Source organism: Caulobacter ginsengisoli, from assembly GCF_030814835.1.
Classification (GTDB): domain Bacteria; phylum Pseudomonadota; class Alphaproteobacteria; order Caulobacterales; family Caulobacteraceae; genus Caulobacter; species Caulobacter ginsengisoli.
Genome location: NZ_JAUSVS010000002.1, coordinates 600,081 through 618,786, shown reverse-complemented (window position 1 = coordinate 618,786; position 18,706 = coordinate 600,081). Strand labels below are relative to the sequence as shown.

Genomic DNA, 18,706 nt, shown 5'->3' with positions numbered 1-18,706 from the left:
CTTAGGCGCCCACCTTCGCTTGCTCGGCCTTGTCGGCGGCGACATAGGCCTCGGCGCACATCTTACAGAGATCGCGGATGCGGCCGATATAGCTCTGCCGCTCGGCCACCGCGATGGCGCCGGTAGCGTCCATCAGATTGAACAGGTGGCTGGCCTTCAGCACATGATCATAGGCCGGCAGCACCAGCTGCTGCCCCTGCGGTCCGGTCATGGCCAGCATGCGCGAGACCTGGGCCTCCATGTCCTCGAACTGCCGCTTCAAGAGGGCGACGTCGGGGGCGTGAAAGTTGGCCTGGCTCCACTGGCGCTCGTTCTCCAGGAACACCTCGCCATAGGTCTTGTGGTTGGGGCTCTGGGGGTCGTTGAACGGCAGCTGGGTGAAGTGGTCGACCTCGAAGATATACATGGCCAGACGCTCGAGCCCGTAGGTCAGCTCGCCGGCCACCGGGAAGACGTCCAGCCCGCCGACCTGCTGCATGTAGGTGTACTGGCTGACCTCCATGCCGTCGCACCACACCTCCCAGCCCAGGCCCCAGGCCCCGACCGTGGGGTTCTCCCAATCGTCCTCGACGAAGCGGATGTCGTGCAGGCGCGGGTCCAGGCCGATGGCCTCCAGGCTGCCGAGATAGAGGTCCTGCAGGTCGGGCGGGTTGGGCTTCAGGATGACCTGGTACTGATAATAGTGCTGCAGCCGGTTGGGGTTCTCGCCATAGCGGCCATCGCCCGGCCGCCGCGAGGGTTGCACATAGGCCGCCCACCAGTTCTTCGAGCCCAGCGCGCGCAGCACCGTGGCCGGGTGCAGCGTACCGGCCCCCACCTCGACATCGTGCGGCTGCAGGATGACGCACCCGCGACGGCTCCAATAGTCGTGCAGGGTCAGGATCAGGTCCTGAAACGAACGGGGTTTTTCAGCGGGCATTTAGGGCTTGTTCGCAGGCGCAAAAAAAGTCGGCGGACCATAGGGCCCGTCGACCTTGCCAGCAAGTCGCGCTGGAGGGGGAAACGCCCTCCCCTTCACAGGGAGGGCGTTGCTGTCTTCATTAGCCCTTGGGCGTGGGGTCGGGCTTCTCCGGCGGGTCGGCCGGCATCGAATCGCCGGGCTTGGGCGAGGCGGTCACGTCATCGCCCGTGTCCGGCGCCGGGGTCGGCGCGGTGGTGGTCGCCGGGGCCGGCGTCGCGGGCGCGGCCGGCTCGGTTGTCGCCGCCGGCGCAGGCGCCGGGGCGGGAACACCGCCGGCCGGGTCGAGGACCTTGTCGATCACCTGGATGGTGCCGCCGCCGGTCGTCTTGACGTCGGCCTGGGTTATCGTGGAGGTGTTGACCATCAGGCTGGTCCCGCTGCCGTCCAGTTCGACGTCAGTATTGGCCACGGTCTTCACCGGCCCCTTGGCGCCCTTGATCTTGGTCGAGTCCACCGTGGTGTTGACCAGGTGATAGGCCAGCAGCTTCTGCAGGGCGTTGGGGTTCTTCAGCAGGGCGTCGAGCTGGCCCGGCGGCAGGGCCGCGAAGGCCGCGTCGGTCGGGGCGAACACCGTCATGGTCGGGTGGCTCTTGATCACCCCGACCAGGTTGGCGGTGGTGAGGGCCTTGATAAAGGTGTTGAACTGGCCTGACGCCGCCAGAGTGTCGATGAGGTCACCCTTGGCCACTACCTTGGCCGTGGTCGCGGCGGGAGCGGTTGTCGTGGTGGTCGTGGTCGTTGCGACGGCCGGGCCGGCCGCCGGAGCGGCGGCCGGCGTAGCCGGGGCGGCCGTGGTGGTGGTGGTGGTCGTCGTCGCGGCAGCGGGCTTGGCGGCCGGCGCGGCGGCCGGAGCCGTAGCGGGCTTGGCGGCCGGCTTGGTCGCGGTCGGCGCGGTGGTCTGGGCCGCGGCGGCGCCGGCGATCAGCGCGGCGATGCAGGCCCCGGCGAGCAGGGTAGTGGTCTTCATGGGATCCTCACGGGCAGTTGACGGGAACGCGGCGTAGACGCCGCGCGGGGAAGGAGCGCGGTCCTAGTTGCCGCGCGGGGGAGTCTTGCGGCCGCCATTGGACATCGGGCCGCCGTACTTGGCGCGGTTCTCGGCGGTGTCGGGAATGGGGGCGTTGCTGATGGTGTTGGGCGCGCCGGCGACCAGCTTATAGGCCTGATCCGGCGGGGTCGGCGACGACTGCAGGATGGTCACCGGATTTTGCGACGGCATGGTCGCGGTCGTATCGCCCGGCAGCGGCTGTTCGGCCGGCATCTGGGTGGCGGGATCGGTCGGCGGGGTGACCGGGTCGCTGGACTGGGCCAGGGCGGGCGCGGCGATCAGAGTGGCGAACAAGGCCAGGGCGGACAGAGTCTTCGGGGACATGGCTAATTCTCGCTTTCGGCGTCGCCCCCGACCCCGCATCTACGCGTCGCCCCCGAGTCGAGTTCCGCACACAGCAAGGGATCACGGGTTCGTGATCAGGTGCAGATCAGCGTCCGGTGAAGACAAACGCCGCCCCGACGGCGATGAAACCAAAGCCTACCAAGGTGTTCCATTTGATCGGCTCGCCCAGATACAGGGCGGAAAAGGCCACGAAGACGATCAGGGTAATGACCTCCTGCATGGTCTTCAGCTGGGCGGTGGACCAGGCATAGCTGCCGAGGCGATTGGCCGGGACCGCAAGCGCATACTCCGGCAGGGCGATCATCCAACTGGTCAGCACCGCCAGCCACAGCGCCGAGCCCCGGTGCTTGAGGTGGCCGTACCAAGCGTAGGTCATGAAGACATTCGAGGCCAGCAACAGGACGATGGGCGCCAGGCGGGCCCAGATCGGGGACGGCATCGCAAATCTCTCCATGCGGATGATCGAAGCCTAGCGGCCAGGGCGCCTTTCTTCGAGGCTTTGCGGCGCCTAAAAACCGGGCACGGCGTTTGTGCGGCGCACAAGGAACGGGCGGGGCCGGGGTTTCTTGCCGATTCGTTACCGCCCGCGCCCTTGCCGGGAACCCCCGTCGGTAGCGTGGCCGTGATCGAGGGGGCGGCCAAGCGGGCCTCTCCGCGATCGCCATTAACAAAAACCAGGGGCGCCCGGCGCGATCCGACGGGCGGAACAAGGCGAATGAAACTGATCATGGCGGTGGTCAAACCCTTCAAGCTCGACGAGGTGCGTGAAGCCCTGGTCGCGGCGGGCGTGGAGGGTCTGACGGTTTCGGAGGTCAAGGGTTACGGCCGGCAAAAGGGCCAGACCGAGATCTACCGGGGCGCGGAATACCAGGTGAACTTCGTGCCGAAGGTGAAGCTCGAGGCCGTGGTCGATGACGCCGCGGCCGCCAAGGCGGTCGAGGCCATCAAGGCCGCCGCCGCCACCGGCAAGATCGGCGACGGCAAAATCTTCGTCCTCAATGTCGAGGACGCCGTGCGGATCCGCACGGGCGAAAGCGGCGCCGCGGCGCTTTGATCATCATCGGGTGAAGGGGATACCAACGATGAAACGCAACCTATTCACACGGATGGCGGGCCTTGGCCTGGCCGCCATAGCGGGCTTTGCGCCCCTCCTGGCGCCGGCAATGGCCAGCGCCCAGGAACTGATGGCCCACCAGGCCAAGCTCGAACTGGACGGAGCCGGCACCGCCTGGATCCTGACCTCGACGGCCCTGGTGCTGCTGATGACCATTCCGGGCCTGGCGCTGTTCTACGGCGGCATGGTGCGGCGCAAGAACGTCATCGCCACCGTCGCCCAGTCCTTCGCCATCACCTGCCTGGTAACCGTCGTCTGGATGGCGATCAGCTACGGCATGGCCTTCGGGGTGAACCCGGATCCGAACATCAACAAGTTCGTCGGCAGCTTCCAGGTCCTGTTCCTCAACGGGGTCGGTATCGACACAGCCTATTCGGCGGCCAAGGGCCTGCCCGAGTTCCTGTGGATCACCTACCAGCTGACCTTCGCCATCATCACCCCGGCCCTGATCGCCGGCGCCTTCGCCGAGCGGATGAAGTTCAGCGGCATGCTGCTGTTCATGACCCTCTGGTCGATCCTGGTCTATGCGCCGATCGCCCACATGGTCTGGGGCGGCGGGTGGCTGGGCACGCTGGGCGTGCTCGACTTCGCCGGCGGCACGGTGGTGCACATCAACGCCGGTGTGGCGGGCCTGGTCTGCGCCCTCTTCATGGGCAAGCGCAAAGGCTACGGCTCGGAGAACATGGCCCCGCACAACCTGGTCCTGACCATGATCGGCGCCTCGCTGCTGTGGGTCGGCTGGTTCGGCTTCAACGCCGGGTCGGAATGGGCCGCTGACGGCCTGGCCTCCGCGGCCATGCTCAACACCCAGGTGGCCACCGCCGGCGCCGCCCTGGCCTGGATGCTGGTCGAGTGGGTCGAGCGCAAGAAGCCCGGCATGCTGGGCCTGGCCTCCGGCGCGGTCGCCGGCCTGGTGGCGGTGACCCCCGCCGCCGGCTTCGTCACCCCGCAAGGCGCCCTGATCATCGGCCTGATCGCCGGGGCCGGCTGCTATGCCGGCGCCGTGTGGGTCAAGAAGATCTTCAAGTACGACGACAGCCTGGACGCCTTCGGGGTGCACGGCATCGGCGGCATCATTGGGGCCCTGCTGACCGGCGTGCTGGTCTCCACCTCGATCAACTCCGGCGCGGCCGCCACCGCCGCCGCCGCCGACCGGATGCATGCCCTGATCACCCAGGCCACCGGGATTGGCGTGACCATCGTCTACACGGCGGTCGTGACCTTCGTCATCCTGCTGATCTGCAAGTTCACCACCGGGGTGAAGGTGTCGGAAGAGGCCGAGGTCGAAGGCCTGGACGCCGCCCTGCACGGCGAAGCCCTGCACGAGTAGCGTGCGGCATAACAGTGAAGCGTGGGAGCGGGGGTCCTTTAAGGGCCCCCGTTTTCGTTACTCCGCCTCCGTAGGGGGCGGACGGCCCGCCCGAGGCGCGCCTGCAGCGCGCCCGTGGCCGGCCAGGTGGGGGTGTTCGGGCAGGGGCTGGGGATTGCCGGCTGCGTGAGGGCTGATTGCAAAACGCCCGAGCATTATCGGACAGCAGCGCGCCCTTGCCCGAAGACCCCCTCCTGACCGCGCTCTGGCGCGGTCGTCCTCCCCCTACGGGTGAGGAGTTTCACCCCAGCCGGCACCGCCGGACCCACCAGTCCGGCCGCATCGACTGCAGCCGGTCGGCCAGGCCCTCGGCCTCGATGTCCTCGGCGCAGAGGGCGAAGCAGGTGGCGCCCGAGCCCGACATGCGGGCCAGCAGCACCTCCGGTTCGTCGCGCAGGGTTTCCAGCACCTCGCCGATCACCGGGGTCAGCGACACGGCCGGGGCCTCCAGGTCGTTGCGGCAGTAGCTGAGCCAGCCGGCCAGCTCGACCACGTCCTCGAAGGCGTCCGGCAGGTCCGGCCGCTCGCAGCCGCCCGGCGCGCCGGCGGCGTCATAGGCGCGGTAGACGGCCCCGGTCGGCGATTCCACGCCGGGATTGACCAGCACCGCGTTGAGCTCGGGCAGGCGGGGGGCGCGGGACAACTTCTCGCCCCGGCCCTCGGCGATCACCGCCCGGCCCCACAGGCAGGCGGCGCCGTCAGCCCCCAGGCCGGCGGCCAGGTCTTCGAGGATCTCGTCCTGGATCGGCAGGCCCAGCACCTCGCGCAGCAGGCGCAGGGTCGCCCCGGCGTCGGCCGAGCCGCCGCCCAGGCCCGCCGCCAGCGGCAGGCGCTTGTCGAGGATCAGGCGGAACGGCGGGACCGGCCCGCCGATATGGCCCAGGATGGCGCGGGCCGCCCGCATGACCAGGTTGTCGCCCTCGGGGTCCAGGCCCAGGCCGAACGGTCCGGTGATCTCGAACTCGGGCGTATCGGCCGGCTGGATGGCGATCTGGTCGCCGACGTCGGCGAACACCATCAGGCTGCTGAGCGGATGATAGCCGTCCGCGTCCAGCCCGCCGACATGCAGGTAGAGATTGACCTTGGCCGGCGCGAAGGCGGTCAGGTTCATGTCCGCCCCTCGTTAAGGCCCGACTAGTTGCCGGCCACTCGCGACTTGACCGGCGCGGCCGGCGCCAGGCCGTCCTTCAGCTTGGCCTCGACCTGGGCCTTGATCTTGGCGTCCGGCTGCAGGGTCAGCACCCGGCTCCACTGGTAGCGGGCCTCGACCTTGCGGCCGATCTGCCAGTAGGCGTCGCCCAGGTGGTTGTTGATCTCCGGATCGGCGGCGTCCAGTTCGACGGCCGCCTCCAGCTGGGCGACGGCGTTCTTGTAGTCGCCCAGGCGATAATAGGCCCAGCCCAGGCTGTCGACGATGGCCCCCGAGCGCGGGTTGGCGGCCACCGCCCGTTTGACCATGTCCAGCGCCTCGTCCAGGTGCTCGCCCCGGTCGATCCAGCTGTAGCCCAGGAAGTTGAGCAGCTCGGGCTCGTTGGGCGACTGGGCCAGGGCGGTCTTCAGGTCGCGCTCGGCGTCGGGCCAGCGGCCGGCCGCCTGCAGCGAGACGCCGCGCATATAGAGCAGCCGCCAGTCGGGCGTGGCCCCCTGCCTGGCGATCACCCCGTCCAGCACCCTGACCGAGTCCTCGTAGCGCTCGTTGGCGCGGTAGAGGTCGGCCTGGTTGATCAGGGCCGTCTGGTCGTTCGGGGCGGCGGCGACCGCCGCCTCGACCAGCTTCAGGGCGGTGGCGTTGTCGCCGGCCCCCTGGTAGCTCCAGGCCAGCTTGGTCTGGGCCGAGACCCACTGCGGCGAGCCCAGACGCACGTGCGAATAGGCGACGCGGGCGCCCTCCAGGTTCTTGCGATCCTCCATCAGGGCGCCGACCAGCACCCAGGTCTCGTCACGCTCCGGATCGAGGCGCAGGGAGAGGCGCAGATAGGCCATGGCCAGGTCGCTCTGCTTCTCGGAGATCAGGCCGGCGGCCGCGGCGACCATGGCCCGCGCCGCGCCCTGGCGGTAGCTCAGCATGGCCGGGGCCTTGCCCTTGGCGGCGGCCCGGGCCCGGGCCCGCTGCAGGCCGGCGTCGGCCGGATGCTCGGCCAGGGCCTGGTCGTAGAGGGCGAGGGCGTCGGCCGAACGGCCGCGGCGCTCCAGGAACTCGCCGTAGTCGGCCACGAACAGCGTGCCGGCCCCGTTCAGGCTGGCCAGGGCCTTGTAGTCGGTCTCGGCCTCGTCATAGCGGCGCATGCGCTCATAGAGGCTGGCCTGACCCAGCTGTCCGAACACCGCCACGATGCGGTCGCCGCCATCGACGGGCGAGATGCTGGCGCCCTTCATGTCCCCCGCCGCCGCCGCGGCCCAGGGCTTGAGCAGGGCCCCTGCCCCGCTGAACGGATAGCCGATGCCGCCGTCGGCGCTGAGGATGGCCAGCGAGCCCTTGCCGTCGCCCGAGGCCAGGGCCTCCACGGCCTTGGTCAGCAGGCCCAGCCGCCCAAAGACCGGCGAGGTCGCGTCGGCGTTGGGAGCCAGCTTGGCGGCCCGGGTGATGTCGCCGGCCAGCAGGCTGGTGACGAAGGCCTGCTGCTGGATGTAGGCGCCGTCCAGGCCGGCGTTGGAGGCCTGGCCGAAATAGCGGGCCGCCTGGCTGTTGTCGCCGTCGTTCATCGCCGCCTGGCCGGCCAGGAACAGGCCGAACGGCGAGGATCCGGCGGGCGGCGGCGGCAGGTCGGACTCGGCGGTGACCGGGTCCTGTCCCGGCGGCGGACCGGCGGTGGCGCAGGCTCCCAGCAGGGTGAGCGGGATCAGGATAGCGAGCGAAGCGGCAAGGCGTGACATGGGACGCACCTTGCGCGTTTTTGTGTCGTCGGCAAGGCCACTTAGCTGTCGGCGAGTGTGGCGAAAGACTGCAGTATAGCCGGCCAGCCGCCGGGCGAACCGACACTGTTGGCGACCTCGTCGGCCCGCTGGCCATAGGCCTCCAGGCCACGGTGCTCGAAGTCGACCCGCGTCCCCGTCCCGTCCGGCGTGAAGGTCACCGCCACCTCGGTCGTCAGGTCCGGGTCATAGGTCCAGTCGGCGCTCAGCTGCCAGGCCAGCACCAGTTCGCGCGGCGGGTCCCAGACCAGCACCCGGCCCCAGTCGCACTCGGCCCCGGTGGAGGTCTTCTCGTACCAGCGGCCGTCCACGCGCGGCTCGACGATCACCTGCGCCAGCTCACCCTCGCCGATATGGTGGCTGGGCGGCCACCAGCGGCCCATACCGGCGGCGAAGACGTCGAAAGCCCGCTGCGGCGGCGCCTTGACCGAGAAGCTGCGGCGCACCGGGGCCGGCGTGATCGTCCTCATGGTTCTTCCTTGTCGACTTCGGCGGCGTAGGCGGCCAAGGCGGCATCCCAGAACTGGTCCAGCCAGGCGCGAATGGCCCCCAGGCCAGCCGGATCGATGCGATAGATGCGCCGCGTGCCCTCGGCGTGGTCGGTAACCAGTCCGGCCGATTTCAGCACGGCCAGATGCTGCGATACCGCAGGCCGGCTGACCGGCATGTCCCTGGCCAGCGCGCCCACGGCGCTGGGCCCCGCGCCCAGTCGCTCGAAAATCTCCCGCCGCGTCGGATCGGCCAAAGCCTCTAGGGAAGAATGGGCGTCGAGAGCACGGTTCGCGTTAGCCATGGCTAACTGTTAGCGCCTGCTAACTCAGGGGTCAAGAACAGCCCACGCCGGGATTGCGCGCCGCGATATCCTCCAACAGCCCCCGCACCACATCGAAGTCGATCTTCTCGATCTTCTTGTAGCGGATGCAGCCCTTGCCGCAGTCGATGCCGGCCAGCTGGTCTTTGAACTTCGCCATCGCCGTCTGACCGGCATAGAAGGCGATGTAGCCCTTTTGGCTGTTGAAGGCGGTCACATAGGCGCCGCTCGGGCCATAGGTCGGCATGCCGTAGTTCATGCCCTCCTCGTAACCGACCAGCACCTCCTTGAAGAGCGCCCGCATCCGCTTCATCGCTTCGAGGCGCTCGGGCGCGACCGTCTCCATGTATTCGTCGACGGTCGCGGCGGTGGACTGGACCACGGCTATTCTCCCGTGAAGACCTTCTTCAGCTCGTTCTTCATGATCTTGCCGTTGGCGTTGCGCGGCAAGGTCTCGTGCCAGAACTCGATGCGGATCGGCACCTTGAAGGCGGCGATGCGGTCGGCGACGAAGGCGCGCAGTTCCTGCTCGGTGGCCTCGGCGCCCGGTTTGAGGGTGACCACGGCGCCCGGCTCCTCGCCCAGGGTCTTGTGCGGGATGCCGACCACGGCGGCGTCCATCACGGCCGGATGGTCGTAGAGGACGTTCTCGACCTCGATGCAGTAGATGTTCTCGCCGCCGCGGATCAGCATGTCCTTGGCCCGGTCGATGATGAACAGGAAGCCTTCCTCGTTCAGCCGCGCCAGATCCCCGGTCTTGACCCAGCCGTCGACGAAGGTCTGGGCGGTGGCTTCCGGCTTGTTCCAGTAGAGTTTCACCACCTGCGGGCCCTTGCACCACAGCTCGCCGACCTCGCCGATCGGCAGCTCGCGGTCGCCCTCGATGGTCATGATCTTCAGGTCGGTGACCGGCACGGCCGGGCCGGCGCTGTCGGGATAGGCCTCATAGTCCTCGGCGCTGTTGGACGACGCCGTCGCCGAGGTCTCGGTCATGCCCCAGCCATTGCCGGCCGACGACTTGGGCCAGGCTTCCTTGATCCGCTTGACCAGTTCCGGAGCCGACGGCGCGCCGCCATAGGCCACCGCCTCGATCGAGGAGAGGTCGTACTTGCTGCGGGCGGGATGCTCCAGCAGCTGCCAGGCGATGGTCGGCACGCCGCCGACCTGGGTGACCTTCTCGCGCTCGATCATCTGCATCGCCGCTTCCGGCTCCCAGCGGCGCATCAGGCAGATCTTGGCCCCGCCGAACAGCACGGGGTTAAGCACGGCGAAACAGCCGGTGGCGTGGAAGAAGGGCACTGACAAGAGGGTCGAGCGCTGCGGGGCGTCGGGATCGGGGGCCGGCGGCATCTCCCCCCGGCGCAGGAACGGCCGCTGGGCGGCGGCCATGGCCGCGCCGATGTTGGAGTTGATGTTGCGCTGGGTAGCCAGGGCGCCCTTGGGCTTACCCGTCGTGCCCGAGGTGTAGAAGATGGTGGCGTCGTCGTCGGGGCCGATGGGGACGGTCGGCAGCGGGGCGTCGGGCAGGTCCTTCCAGCTGTTGGGATCGCCGATCACGTCCTCGATCTTGCTGATGTAGGGGTGGGCGACCTCGTCATCCTCGCGGCTGACATAGACCTTCTTCAGGTCGGGGCAGTTGGGCAGGTGCTCGGAGACCCGCTGCAGCCGCTCGGCGTCGACGATGAGGATCTTCGAGCCGGAATCAGTCAGGCCGTATTCCAGCTCCGGCCCGGTCCACCAGGCGTTCAGGGGCGTGAGGATCGCGCCCAGGCTCAGCCCCGCATAGAAGGCTACCGGCCATTCGGGCAGGTTGCGCATGACCAGGGCGATGCGGTCGCCCTTGACCACGCCCTGCTTGGCCAGTTCGGCGGCGAAGGCGGCGACGGCGCGGTGGAAGGCCTCGAAGCTGACCCGCTCGTCCTCATGCACCAGGAAGATCTTCTCGCCATGGGTCGCCCGGCCATAGCTGACCACGTCGCGCAGGGTCGGCGGGATGTTCTTCCAGACCCGGGTCTTGATTCCCCGGATCTCGATCTCCTCCATCTCGCAGGGCGTTCCCGGCGCGGTGATGGCGGCGTAGGCCTCCTTGATCGACATGGCGGGCCAGTTGGTCGGCGCCGGCGCGGCGTCGGTCATCGCAGTTCTCCCAAATGATGTATCGCTCGCGCTCTTTCCGGCGCGTCAGGTGGGGTTCCGATAAGCATCTGCGCGAGGCGATGTAAACGTCCGCCGGCGGCCTTTCATGCGCTGACGGCATGATTGCCATGCCAAGGGCTGGTCTTCCCGCGCCGGCTGGCCGGCGTATCCTCATCGCATGGAGTTTTCGCTGCACAACTGGACGACCGCCCCGGCCGATTCCCGGGCCGCGCTCAAGCGGGTCGGCGAGGAGCTGGGCTATGTCCCCGCCCTGCTGGCCCAGATGGCCGAGAGCCCGCCGGTGCTCGAGGCCTACGGGACGCTGTCGGCCATCTTTCGCCGGTCCAGCCTGACCCCGATCGAACAGCAGATCGTGCTGCTGGCCGTGTCGGTCGAGAACGCCAGCCACTACTGCACCCCGGCCCATGCGATCCGAGCCCGGGCGGCCAGCCTCGACGAGGCGGCCGTCACCGCCATCCGCCGCGGCCGCCCGCTGCCGGACGCCCGGCAGGAGGCCTTACGGCGGCTGACCGTGCAGATGGTCCGCAAACATGGCACGGTCAGCGAAAGTGAACTCGATGCCTTTGTAACCGCCGGCTTCACCCGGGCGAACATCCTGGAAATCATCCTCGCCGTGGGGCTGAAGACCTTGTCCAACTATGTGGCCTTTGTCGCCAAGACCCCGCTCGACCCTCCGATGGTGGCCGAAGCCTTCGCGGCCGGCCGCCCCTGCGCCTGAAAGTGAGCCCGTCATGAAGCGTCTGATCCTTGCCCTGGCCGCCGCCCTCGCCCTGGGCGGCCTGCCCGCCGCCGCCTTCGCGGCCCAACCGGCGATCTACACCGCGCCCTTCAGCAACCTCGCCGTCGGCGGCTACGATACGGTCTCCTATTTCACCGGCCGACCCGTGAAGGGCAGCGCCCTGTTCCAGACCAGCTGGAAGGGCGCGACCTGGCAGTTCGCCAACGCCGCCGACCTCGCCAAATTCAAGGCCAATCCGGCCGCCTACGCGCCGCAGTACGGCGGCTATTGCGCCTGGGCCGTCGCCGACGGCCACACCGCCAAGGGCGATCCGCTGCAGTGGAAGATCGTCGGCGGCAAGCTCTATCTGAACTACGACGCCGCGGTCCAAGCCAAGTGGGTCAAGGACATTCCCGGCTTCATCAAGAAGGCCGACGCCAACTGGCCGGCCGTGCTGAAATAGGGGCCCCATGAATCGCTATCTGAAATACGTCCCGGACCTGATGGCCATCTTCATGGCCGTCATCTTCCTCGACAGCCTGTTCTTCAAGTTCACCGACGATCCCAAGACCATCCAGATTTTCACGATCCGCCTGGATGGTTGGGCGTCCAGCCTCAACCTGCCTGGCCTGTTCGGCCACACCGGGCTGTTCTCGCAATACGTGATCGGCTCCATCGAGCTGTTGGCCTCGGTCCTGCTGCTGGTCGGCCTGCTGCCCCGCTACAAGCACCTGCAGGCGGCCGGCGCCCTGGCCGGTCTCCTGGTGATGATGGGGGCGGTCAGCTTCCACCTCTTCACCCCGCTGGGCATCGATCCCAACAACGACGGGGCGGGCCTGTTCATCGCCGCCTGCACGAACCTGGTGTTCGCGGCGCTGCTGCTGGGCTTCTTCCGCCGGGCGGCCTTCCTGGAGTTCGTCGGCCGGGTGCTGGCGATCTTCAAGCCGAGCTAGGGGCCAGCAGGTCCACCGCGCTGGCCGCGATCATCGCCAGTTCGGACCGCGGCGCTCCAGCCCGCGCTCGCACCGCCAGCGTGTGGAAGATCGAGGCGGCGATCTTGGCGCGGGCGGCCACGTCCGCCCCCGCCGGCAGGTCGCCTTCCGCCGCCGCCCGCTCGAAACGGCGCAGCATGACCATGTCGGTGTTGGCCAGCGCCGACCGCACCGCCTCCAGGATCGGCCCCTCCCCTAGCGCTTCCGAGCCGGCGGTCATCACCGTGAAGCAGCCGCGCGGGTTGTCGCCGCCCTCGCTGTAGACCTCGATAGCGATTTCATAAGCGCGTTCAAGCGTCTGGCGCAACGACTTCTCGGCTGAGAAGGCGTCGGCGAACACCTCGAGCATCCGGGCGCGGTAGCGCTCATAGGCCTTGAGGAACAGCGCCCGCTTGTCGCCGAACGCGCCATAGAGGCTAGGCCGGTTGATGCCCATGGCCGCCGACAGGTCGTCGAGCGAGGTGGCCGAAAACCCGCTGTCCCGGAACACATCCAGCGCTCGCGCCAGCGCCGCGTCCGGCTCGAAGGCGCGGGGACGGCCGCGCGGCTTGGGAGTCGACTCTTTTTGTACCACTTCGCACTTAATCCATTGACCAGCCCTATTTTATGCGAGACGGTATGAAAATCAACTAGCCCAAGGAGCCCTCCCCATGGACCTCTATTTCTCCCCCCTCGCCTGCTCGATGGCCTCGCGGATCGCCCTCTATGAGGCGGGCGGCGAGGCGGCCTATCTGGAGGTCGACGGCAAGACCAAGATCGTCCAGCAGGGCGGCTCGGACTTCCGGACGGTCAACCCGCTGGGCCTGGTCCCCACCCTGCGCACCAATGACGGCGCGGTGCTGACCGAGAACGCCGCCATCCTGCAGTATCTCGCCGAACAGTTCCCCGGGGCCGACCTGGGGGCCAAGGACGCCGCCGAGCGCAGCCGGCTGCAGCAGTGGCTTTGCTTCATCGGCACCGAGCTGCACAAGGCGCTGTTCGTGCCACTGCTCGACGCCAAGGCTCCCGAGGGCGCCAAGCAGTACGCCATCGACAAGGGCCTGGAGCGCCTCGACTACCTCAACGCCTACCTGACCGACCGCGAGTTCCTGCTGGATCGCTTCACGGTGGCCGACGCCTATCTGGCCACGGTGCTGAACTGGTCGCTGGCGACGCCGCAGATCGATTTCAACAAGTGGCCGGCGGTGAAGGCCTATCTCGACCGCCAGCGCGCCCGGCCCGCCATGGCCCGGGCGCTCGGCGAGGAACTGAAGCTCTACCAGGCTGAAATGGCCCGGCGGGCCGCCTAACCCACCGTCTCCAGCCGACCGAGCGCCGCCTGCAGCTTGGCGCGGGCGGCCTCGGCTTCGGCCAGGCGCTCGCGGTTCTCCTCGACCACCTCTTCCTTGGCCTTGGCCAGGAAGTCGGGATTGCCCAGCTTGCGGTTGGTCCGCTCGATGTCGGCGTCCTGGGTGGCGATTTCCTTGGTCAGGCGGGTGCGTTCGGCCGCCAGGTCGATGAAGTCGGCGATGGCCAGAGCCGCCGTCGCCTCACCGATCACAAAGGGCACGGAGCCGGCCGGCGGGGCGGCCGCTTCGGCGACGTCGCCCAGACGGGCCAGGGTCAGGATCAGGTCGCGGTGACGGGCGAGGCGCTGTCGGGTCGCCTCCCCTGCCCCGGTGACGCTCAGCGGAATGCGGGCGCCCGGCGGCACGTTCATCTCGGCGCGGATCGAGCGGACCTCGCCGACCAGGCCGATCAGCCAGCCGATCTCGGCCTCGGCCTCGGGGTCGACCCAGGCCAGAGGCAGGTCGGGCCAGGACGTGGTCATCAGGAATCCATCGCGCTCGCCCGTCTGGGCCCAGAGTTCCTCGGTCAGGAACGGCATAACCGGGTGCAGCAGCAGCTGGCACTGGTCCAGCACCCAGGCGGCCATGGCCTGGGTCTCGGCCTTGGCGGCTTCATCGTTCCCGTTGAGGATCGGCTTGGCCAGCTCGACATACCAGTCGCAGACGACGTTCCAGATGAAGCGGTAGAGGGCGTTGGCCGCATCGCCGAATGCGCAGGCCTCCAGCGCCGCGGTGACCTCGGCCGAGGTCTTGGCCGCCTCGCCGCGGATCCAGCGGTTGATGGTCTGCCTCACGGTAGCGGGATCGAAACCCTCCACCCGCGCGCAGCCGTTCATCTGGCAGAAGCGGGCGGCGTTCCAAAGCTTGGTGCCGAAATTGCGATAGCCTTCAATGCGTTGCTCGGACAGCTTGATGTCCCGCGCCTGGCCCGACATGGCGGTCATGGTGAAGCGCAGGGCGTCGCAGCCGTATTTGTCGATAATAACGAGCGGGTCGATGACGTTGCCCCTGGTCTTGGCCATCTTCTCACCCTTGGCGTCGCGGACCAGGGCGTTGATCACCACCCGCTGGAACGGAACCTCACCCGTGAAATGCAGCCCCATCATCATCATCCGGGCGACCCAGAAGAAGATGATGTCGAACCCGGTGACCAGGGTGTGGGTCGGGTAGAAGCGCTGTAGGTCCGGCGTCTTCTCCGGCCAGCCCAGGGTCGAGAAGGGCCACAGGCCCGAGGAGAACCAGGTGTCCAGAACGTCCTCGTCCTGGGTCAGCGGCCGCTCGTGGCCGTAGATGTCCAGAGCCTGGGCCTTGGCCTCCTCCTCGGTCTCGGCGACGAAGATGCGGCCGTCCGGGCCATACCAGGCGGGGATGCGATGACCCCACCAGAGCTGGCGCGAGATGCACCAGGGCTCGATGTTGCGCATCCATTCGAAGTAGGTCTTGTCCCAGTTCCGGGGCTCGAAGACCGTGCGGCCGTCCTCGACCGCCTTGATGGCGGGCTGGGCCAGGGTCTTGGCGTCGACGTACCACTGGTCGGTCAGCCAGGGCTCGATGACCACGCCCGAGCGGTCGCCGTGCGGGACCATGTGGCGGGTCTTCTCGATGCCGCGCAGCAGGCCCAGTTCCTCGAACGCCGCGACCACCTTCTTGCGGGCGGCGAAGCGGTCCAGGCCCCGGTATTCGGGCGGCGCGCTGTCATTGATCCGCGCGAAGGCGTCCATGACGTTGATGACCGGCAGGTTGTGGCGCTTGCCGACCTGGAAGTCGTTGAAGTCGTGGGCCGGGGTGATCTTGACCGCGCCGGAGCCCTTCTCGGGATCGGCGTAGTCGTCGGCGATGATCGGGACCGGCCGGCCGACGATCGGCAGTCGGACGCACTTGCCGATCAGATGCTTGTAGCGTTCGTCGCTGGGGTGAACGGCGACGGCGGTGTCGCCCAGCATGGTCTCGGGCCGGGTGGTGGCGACGACGATCTCGCCGCTGCCGTCCTCGAGCGGATAGGCGAAATGCCAGTAGGCGCCCTCGACCTCCTTCTGCTCGACCTCGAGGTCGGAGATGGCGGTCTGGAACTGCGGGTCCCAGTTGACCAGCCGCTTGTCGCGATAGATCAGCCCCTGTTTGTGCAGGGTGACGAAGACCTTGCGGACGGCGGCCGACAGGCCCTCGTCCAGGGTGAAGCGCTCGCGGCTCCAGTCGCAGGAGGCGCCGAGCCGGCGCAGCTGGTTGACGATGACCCCGCCGCTTTCGGCCTTCCATTCCCAGACCTTGTCGACGAAGGCCTCGCGGCCCATGTCGCGGCGTCCGGCATTGCCGCTGGCGGCCAGCTGACGCTCGACGACCATCTGGGTGGCGATGCCGGCATGATCGGTGCCGGGCAGCCACAGGGCCGCCTTGCCGCGCATGCGCTGGAAGCGGATCAGCACGTCCTGCAGGGTGTTGTTCAGGGCGTGGCCGATGTGCAGCGAGCCGGTGACGTTGGGCGGCGGGATGACGATGCTGAACGGCTGGGCGTTCGGGTCGTCGGTCGGGGCGAAGGCTCCGGACGATTCCCAGGCGGCGTAGAGCCGCGGCTCGGCGGTTTTCGGGTCGAAGGTTTTTTCAAGCATGGTCTTTGAACACGGAGAAGCCGCCGGCGCTTTTTGCAGCGCCGCCGGCGTCTCTATCAGGGGTGATACGGATCGCGAAGCGGCTGGCGGCCCTTACGGTCCGCTATGTCAGCCTAGGCTACTCGGCCGCGGGTGATCCGCTCGACTTCCTCGGCGACCTTGGCTTCGACGATGTGGGTCAGGTTGTCGTCCAGCCACTGCTTGAGCAGCGGGCGGAGCAGTTCGCGAACCACGTCTTCGAGCGTGCGGCCGCTGGCCGGCATGGCGATGGCGGCCGAGAGCTGGCCAAACATCGAGGCCGAGGCCGCCGCCGTGGCGGCGCTGACCAGCGGCTCATCGGCCGCGGGCGGTGGGGAATAGACCGGCTCAGGGTCCTGGCGCCAGTCGGCGACGGGTTCCGGCGCGGGGGCCGGCGGCTCGTAGACATCGAGGTCGCCGTGAGTCTCGACGGGCGCGACATAGGGCTCGGGCTCGTCGATGGCCTCGGTCAGTTCCAGCACATCGTCCTCTTCCGGCGGGGCCGGGATGGGCATGGGGGCCGGTTCCGGCGCGGGCGCGGCTGCATCGGCGGCCGGCGCGTCATCTTCCGAAATGATGCGGCGGATGGAGGCCAGGATTTCCTCCATCGTCGGTTCCTGGGCGGACTGGTCGGACATGGGCTCGCCGTGGGCTGGAGGCGCGACGAATCCGCCGCAAATTCAACGTAGCGCGCCCAGCCGCCTCTGCAAACACCTGCTGGTGCGACAGAGCGCCTTGGCGCGGGTTTCATAGAGCCTGGAAAGCCTTGCGCGGGGGTTACCGCGCAAGGTCCGCGTTGCGTTTGCCTATTTGGACGTCGCCATGGGCGCATCGGCCGGCGCCGGGGCGATGCCTGGGGCCAGTATGCGGTCGGCGGCCAGGATCAGGCCGTCCCAGGGCGTGCCGCCCCAGGCCTTGTTGACCCTCTTGGCGTTCCGGGTCGGGTCGTAGCGCGGCACGTCGGGGGTCAGGTAGCGGGCCTCGAGCGAACCCATGGCCTGCAGCAACAGGGCGGCGGCGACATACTCGTCGTGACGGGCGCTGACCAGCGACAGCTCGGCGTTGCGCAGTTCCTGCTCGGCGTTCAGCACGTCCAGCGTGGTGCGCAGGCCGACCTGGGCCTCCTGGCGCACGCCCTCGAAGGCGATCCGGGCGGCCTTGACCTGCTCTTCGTTGGAGATCAGCAGCGCCCGCTGGCCCTGCAGGCCGTTCCAGGCCTGGGCGACATTCTTGAGCACCTCGCGGCGCGCCACCTCGATGGCCAGGCGGTCGGCGTTGCTGCGTTCCTGCTGCTGGCGGATCTGCGAGGAGGTCAGGCCGCCGGTGAACAGCGGGATGGTGGTGACGATCGAGGCCGAGGAGGCGCGGTCGAAATCATCGAAAGGCGGGTTGTTGCCACTTTCGCTGTCGCTCCAGCCGACGCTGCCGCGCAGGGCGACAGTCGGGCGGGTGGCGGCCTTGGCCTGGGCGACGCGGGCGCGGCTGGCCTGCTCGGTGTAGTCGGCGGCCAGAATCTGCGGGTTGTATTTCTCGGCGGCGTCGAAGGCCGCCTCGATGGTGGTGGGCAGCAGGTTGTCGAGCGAGGGCTCGGCTTCCAGGTCGGTGGGGTTCTGGCCGACGACGGCGGCGTAGGAGGCGCGGCTGATCGCCAGCTGGGCCTGGGCCGAGGACAGGCCGGCCTGGGCGGCGGCCAGGCGCGCCTGGGCCTGGGCAACGTCGGTGCGGGTGATCTCGCCGACGTCGAAGCGGGCCTGGGATTCGTCGAGCTGGCGCTGCAGCACCGCGACATTGTCCTGGGAAATCTTCAGCCGCTCCTGGTCGCGGCGCACGTCGACATAGGCCTGGATGACGCTGAACAGCACCCCGGCCTCGACCCCGCGCAGGCTCTCGCGGCCGGCCAGGATGTCGGCCTGGGCCGCGTCGATGGCCGAGCTGACCCGCCCGCCGGTATAGAGGGGCTGGGTGAAGGAGATGGTGGCGCCCGAGGACGAGCCTTCCTGGCTGCGGATCTTGGTCGGCGAGAAGATGCTGGTCTGGGTCAGGCTGCCGAAGACGGTCTGCTGGCGGGCGACGTCGGCCGAGAGGCTGGCCGTCGGCCGGATGCCGGTCTTGGCCTGGACGACGTTCTCATCGAGCGCGCGCAGATTGGCCCGCTGCTCCTGCAGGGTCGGGTTGGTCTGGTAGGCCAGGGTCAGGGCGTCAAGCAGGCTCTCGGCCGCCACCGGCGAGGCGAGTGCGGCCATCAGGCCGACGCTGCAGACTGCGGCCAAAAGCTTGGCCCGACGACTCTTCGACATCGATACTATCCCCTGGGGACGCGCATGGG

Annotated in this window: 20 protein-coding genes; 6 read left to right on the top strand and 14 right to left on the bottom strand. The window is 68.6% G+C overall.

From position 1 onward, the window contains the following. Nucleotide 1 precedes the first annotated feature (1 nt). From QO010_RS08390 to QO010_RS08375, 4 genes are all read right to left on the bottom strand, one after another. A complete protein-coding gene (locus QO010_RS08390; RefSeq protein ID WP_307348154.1) occupies nucleotides 2-919 on the bottom strand; it encodes a glycine--tRNA ligase subunit alpha in 918 nt (305 codons plus the stop codon). 121 nt (nucleotides 920-1,040) lie between these two features. Further along, a complete protein-coding gene (locus tag QO010_RS08385) occupies nucleotides 1,041-1,928 on the bottom strand; it encodes a fasciclin domain-containing protein (RefSeq protein ID WP_307348151.1) in 888 nt (295 codons plus the stop codon). Nucleotides 1,929-1,991: 63 nt separating this feature from the next. Then, nucleotides 1,992-2,333: a hypothetical protein gene (locus QO010_RS08380; protein WP_307348149.1), complete on the bottom strand. Its 342-nt coding sequence runs from the start codon at nucleotides 2,331-2,333 to the stop codon at nucleotides 1,992-1,994. A gap of 106 nt (nucleotides 2,334-2,439) precedes the next feature. Continuing rightward, nucleotides 2,440-2,793 carry a DMT family protein gene (locus QO010_RS08375; protein WP_307348147.1) on the bottom strand — a complete coding sequence of 118 codons (354 nt, stop codon included), beginning with the start codon at nucleotides 2,791-2,793 and terminating at the stop codon, nucleotides 2,440-2,442. A gap of 276 nt (nucleotides 2,794-3,069) precedes the next feature. Here QO010_RS08375 and QO010_RS08370 point away from each other — a divergent pair, with 276 nt between their 5' ends. Together QO010_RS08370 and QO010_RS08365 are read left to right on the top strand one after the other, a co-directional pair. After that, the gene (locus QO010_RS08370) at nucleotides 3,070-3,408 is read left to right on the top strand and encodes a P-II family nitrogen regulator (RefSeq protein ID WP_307348145.1); all 339 of its coding nucleotides are present in this window, start codon (nucleotides 3,070-3,072) and stop codon (nucleotides 3,406-3,408) included. A 28-nt stretch (nucleotides 3,409-3,436) separates the two neighbouring features. Further along, entirely contained in the window at nucleotides 3,437-4,798 is a 1,362-nt protein-coding gene (locus QO010_RS08365) for an ammonium transporter (RefSeq protein ID WP_307348143.1), read from the top strand. A gap of 280 nt (nucleotides 4,799-5,078) precedes the next feature. Here QO010_RS08365 and QO010_RS08360 read toward each other — a convergent pair whose 3' ends face one another. From QO010_RS08360 to QO010_RS08335, 6 genes are read right to left on the bottom strand one after another with little or no spacing between them, the layout of a single operon-like run. Further along, a complete protein-coding gene (locus QO010_RS08360) occupies nucleotides 5,079-5,948 on the bottom strand; it encodes a 4-(cytidine 5'-diphospho)-2-C-methyl-D-erythritol kinase (protein WP_307348142.1) in 870 nt (289 codons plus the stop codon). 23 nt (nucleotides 5,949-5,971) lie between these two features. After that, a complete protein-coding gene (locus tag QO010_RS08355; RefSeq protein WP_307348141.1) occupies nucleotides 5,972-7,711 on the bottom strand; it encodes a tetratricopeptide repeat protein in 1,740 nt (579 codons plus the stop codon). A 41-nt stretch (nucleotides 7,712-7,752) separates the two neighbouring features. Next, complete coding sequence (locus QO010_RS08350) at nucleotides 7,753-8,220, bottom strand: SRPBCC family protein (RefSeq protein WP_307348140.1); 468 nt, start codon at nucleotides 8,218-8,220, stop codon at nucleotides 7,753-7,755. Next, nucleotides 8,217-8,543, bottom strand: coding sequence for an ArsR/SmtB family transcription factor (locus tag QO010_RS08345; protein ID WP_307348139.1), 327 nt, complete (start codon nucleotides 8,541-8,543; stop codon nucleotides 8,217-8,219). The genes QO010_RS08350 and QO010_RS08345 overlap by 4 nt, the downstream gene beginning before the upstream one ends. 31 nt (nucleotides 8,544-8,574) lie before the next feature. After that, the gene (locus QO010_RS08340; RefSeq protein WP_307348138.1) at nucleotides 8,575-8,943 is read right to left on the bottom strand and encodes an iron chaperone; all 369 of its coding nucleotides are present in this window, start codon (nucleotides 8,941-8,943) and stop codon (nucleotides 8,575-8,577) included. A 2-nt stretch (nucleotides 8,944-8,945) separates the two neighbouring features. Beyond that, nucleotides 8,946-10,697, bottom strand: a complete 1,752-nt coding sequence (locus QO010_RS08335) for a class I adenylate-forming enzyme family protein (protein ID WP_307348137.1) — start codon at nucleotides 10,695-10,697, stop codon at nucleotides 8,946-8,948. Between the two features lie 178 nt (nucleotides 10,698-10,875). Here QO010_RS08335 and QO010_RS08330 point away from each other — a divergent pair, with 178 nt between their 5' ends. Genes QO010_RS08330 through QO010_RS08320 form a run of 3 tightly spaced genes read left to right on the top strand, consistent with a single transcriptional unit; the run spans nucleotide 10,876 to nucleotide 12,389 of the window. Then, entirely contained in the window at nucleotides 10,876-11,436 is a 561-nt protein-coding gene (locus QO010_RS08330; protein WP_307348136.1) for a carboxymuconolactone decarboxylase family protein, read from the top strand. Between the two features lie 13 nt (nucleotides 11,437-11,449). After that, nucleotides 11,450-11,899: a YHS domain-containing (seleno)protein gene (locus QO010_RS08325; protein WP_307348135.1), complete on the top strand. Its 450-nt coding sequence runs from the start codon at nucleotides 11,450-11,452 to the stop codon at nucleotides 11,897-11,899. 7 nt (nucleotides 11,900-11,906) lie between these two features. Beyond that, nucleotides 11,907-12,389, top strand: a complete 483-nt coding sequence (locus QO010_RS08320; protein WP_307348134.1) for a DoxX family membrane protein — start codon at nucleotides 11,907-11,909, stop codon at nucleotides 12,387-12,389. Here the strand turns inward: QO010_RS08320 and QO010_RS08315 are convergent. After that, nucleotides 12,376-13,002, bottom strand: coding sequence for a TetR/AcrR family transcriptional regulator (locus QO010_RS08315; RefSeq protein ID WP_307348133.1), 627 nt, complete (start codon nucleotides 13,000-13,002; stop codon nucleotides 12,376-12,378). The genes QO010_RS08320 and QO010_RS08315 overlap by 14 nt on opposite strands. Nucleotides 13,003-13,078: 76 nt before the next feature. Between QO010_RS08315 and QO010_RS08310 the strand changes: the two genes are divergently transcribed. Then, the gene (locus QO010_RS08310; RefSeq protein WP_307348132.1) at nucleotides 13,079-13,717 is read left to right on the top strand and encodes a glutathione binding-like protein; all 639 of its coding nucleotides are present in this window, start codon (nucleotides 13,079-13,081) and stop codon (nucleotides 13,715-13,717) included. On the opposite strand, the gene QO010_RS08305 is transcribed toward QO010_RS08310, so the two are convergent. From QO010_RS08305 to QO010_RS08295, 3 genes are all read right to left on the bottom strand, one after another. Next, nucleotides 13,714-16,362 carry a valine--tRNA ligase gene (locus tag QO010_RS08305; RefSeq protein WP_307348131.1) on the bottom strand — a complete coding sequence of 883 codons (2,649 nt, stop codon included), beginning with the start codon at nucleotides 16,360-16,362 and terminating at the stop codon, nucleotides 13,714-13,716. The genes QO010_RS08310 and QO010_RS08305 overlap by 4 nt on opposite strands. A gap of 113 nt (nucleotides 16,363-16,475) precedes the next feature. Next, nucleotides 16,476-17,018, bottom strand: a complete 543-nt coding sequence (locus QO010_RS08300; RefSeq protein WP_307348130.1) for a DUF2497 domain-containing protein — start codon at nucleotides 17,016-17,018, stop codon at nucleotides 16,476-16,478. A gap of 168 nt (nucleotides 17,019-17,186) precedes the next feature. Further along, complete coding sequence (locus tag QO010_RS08295) at nucleotides 17,187-18,677, bottom strand: TolC family outer membrane protein (RefSeq protein ID WP_307348129.1); 1,491 nt, start codon at nucleotides 18,675-18,677, stop codon at nucleotides 17,187-17,189. Nucleotides 18,678-18,706 lie beyond the last annotated feature (29 nt).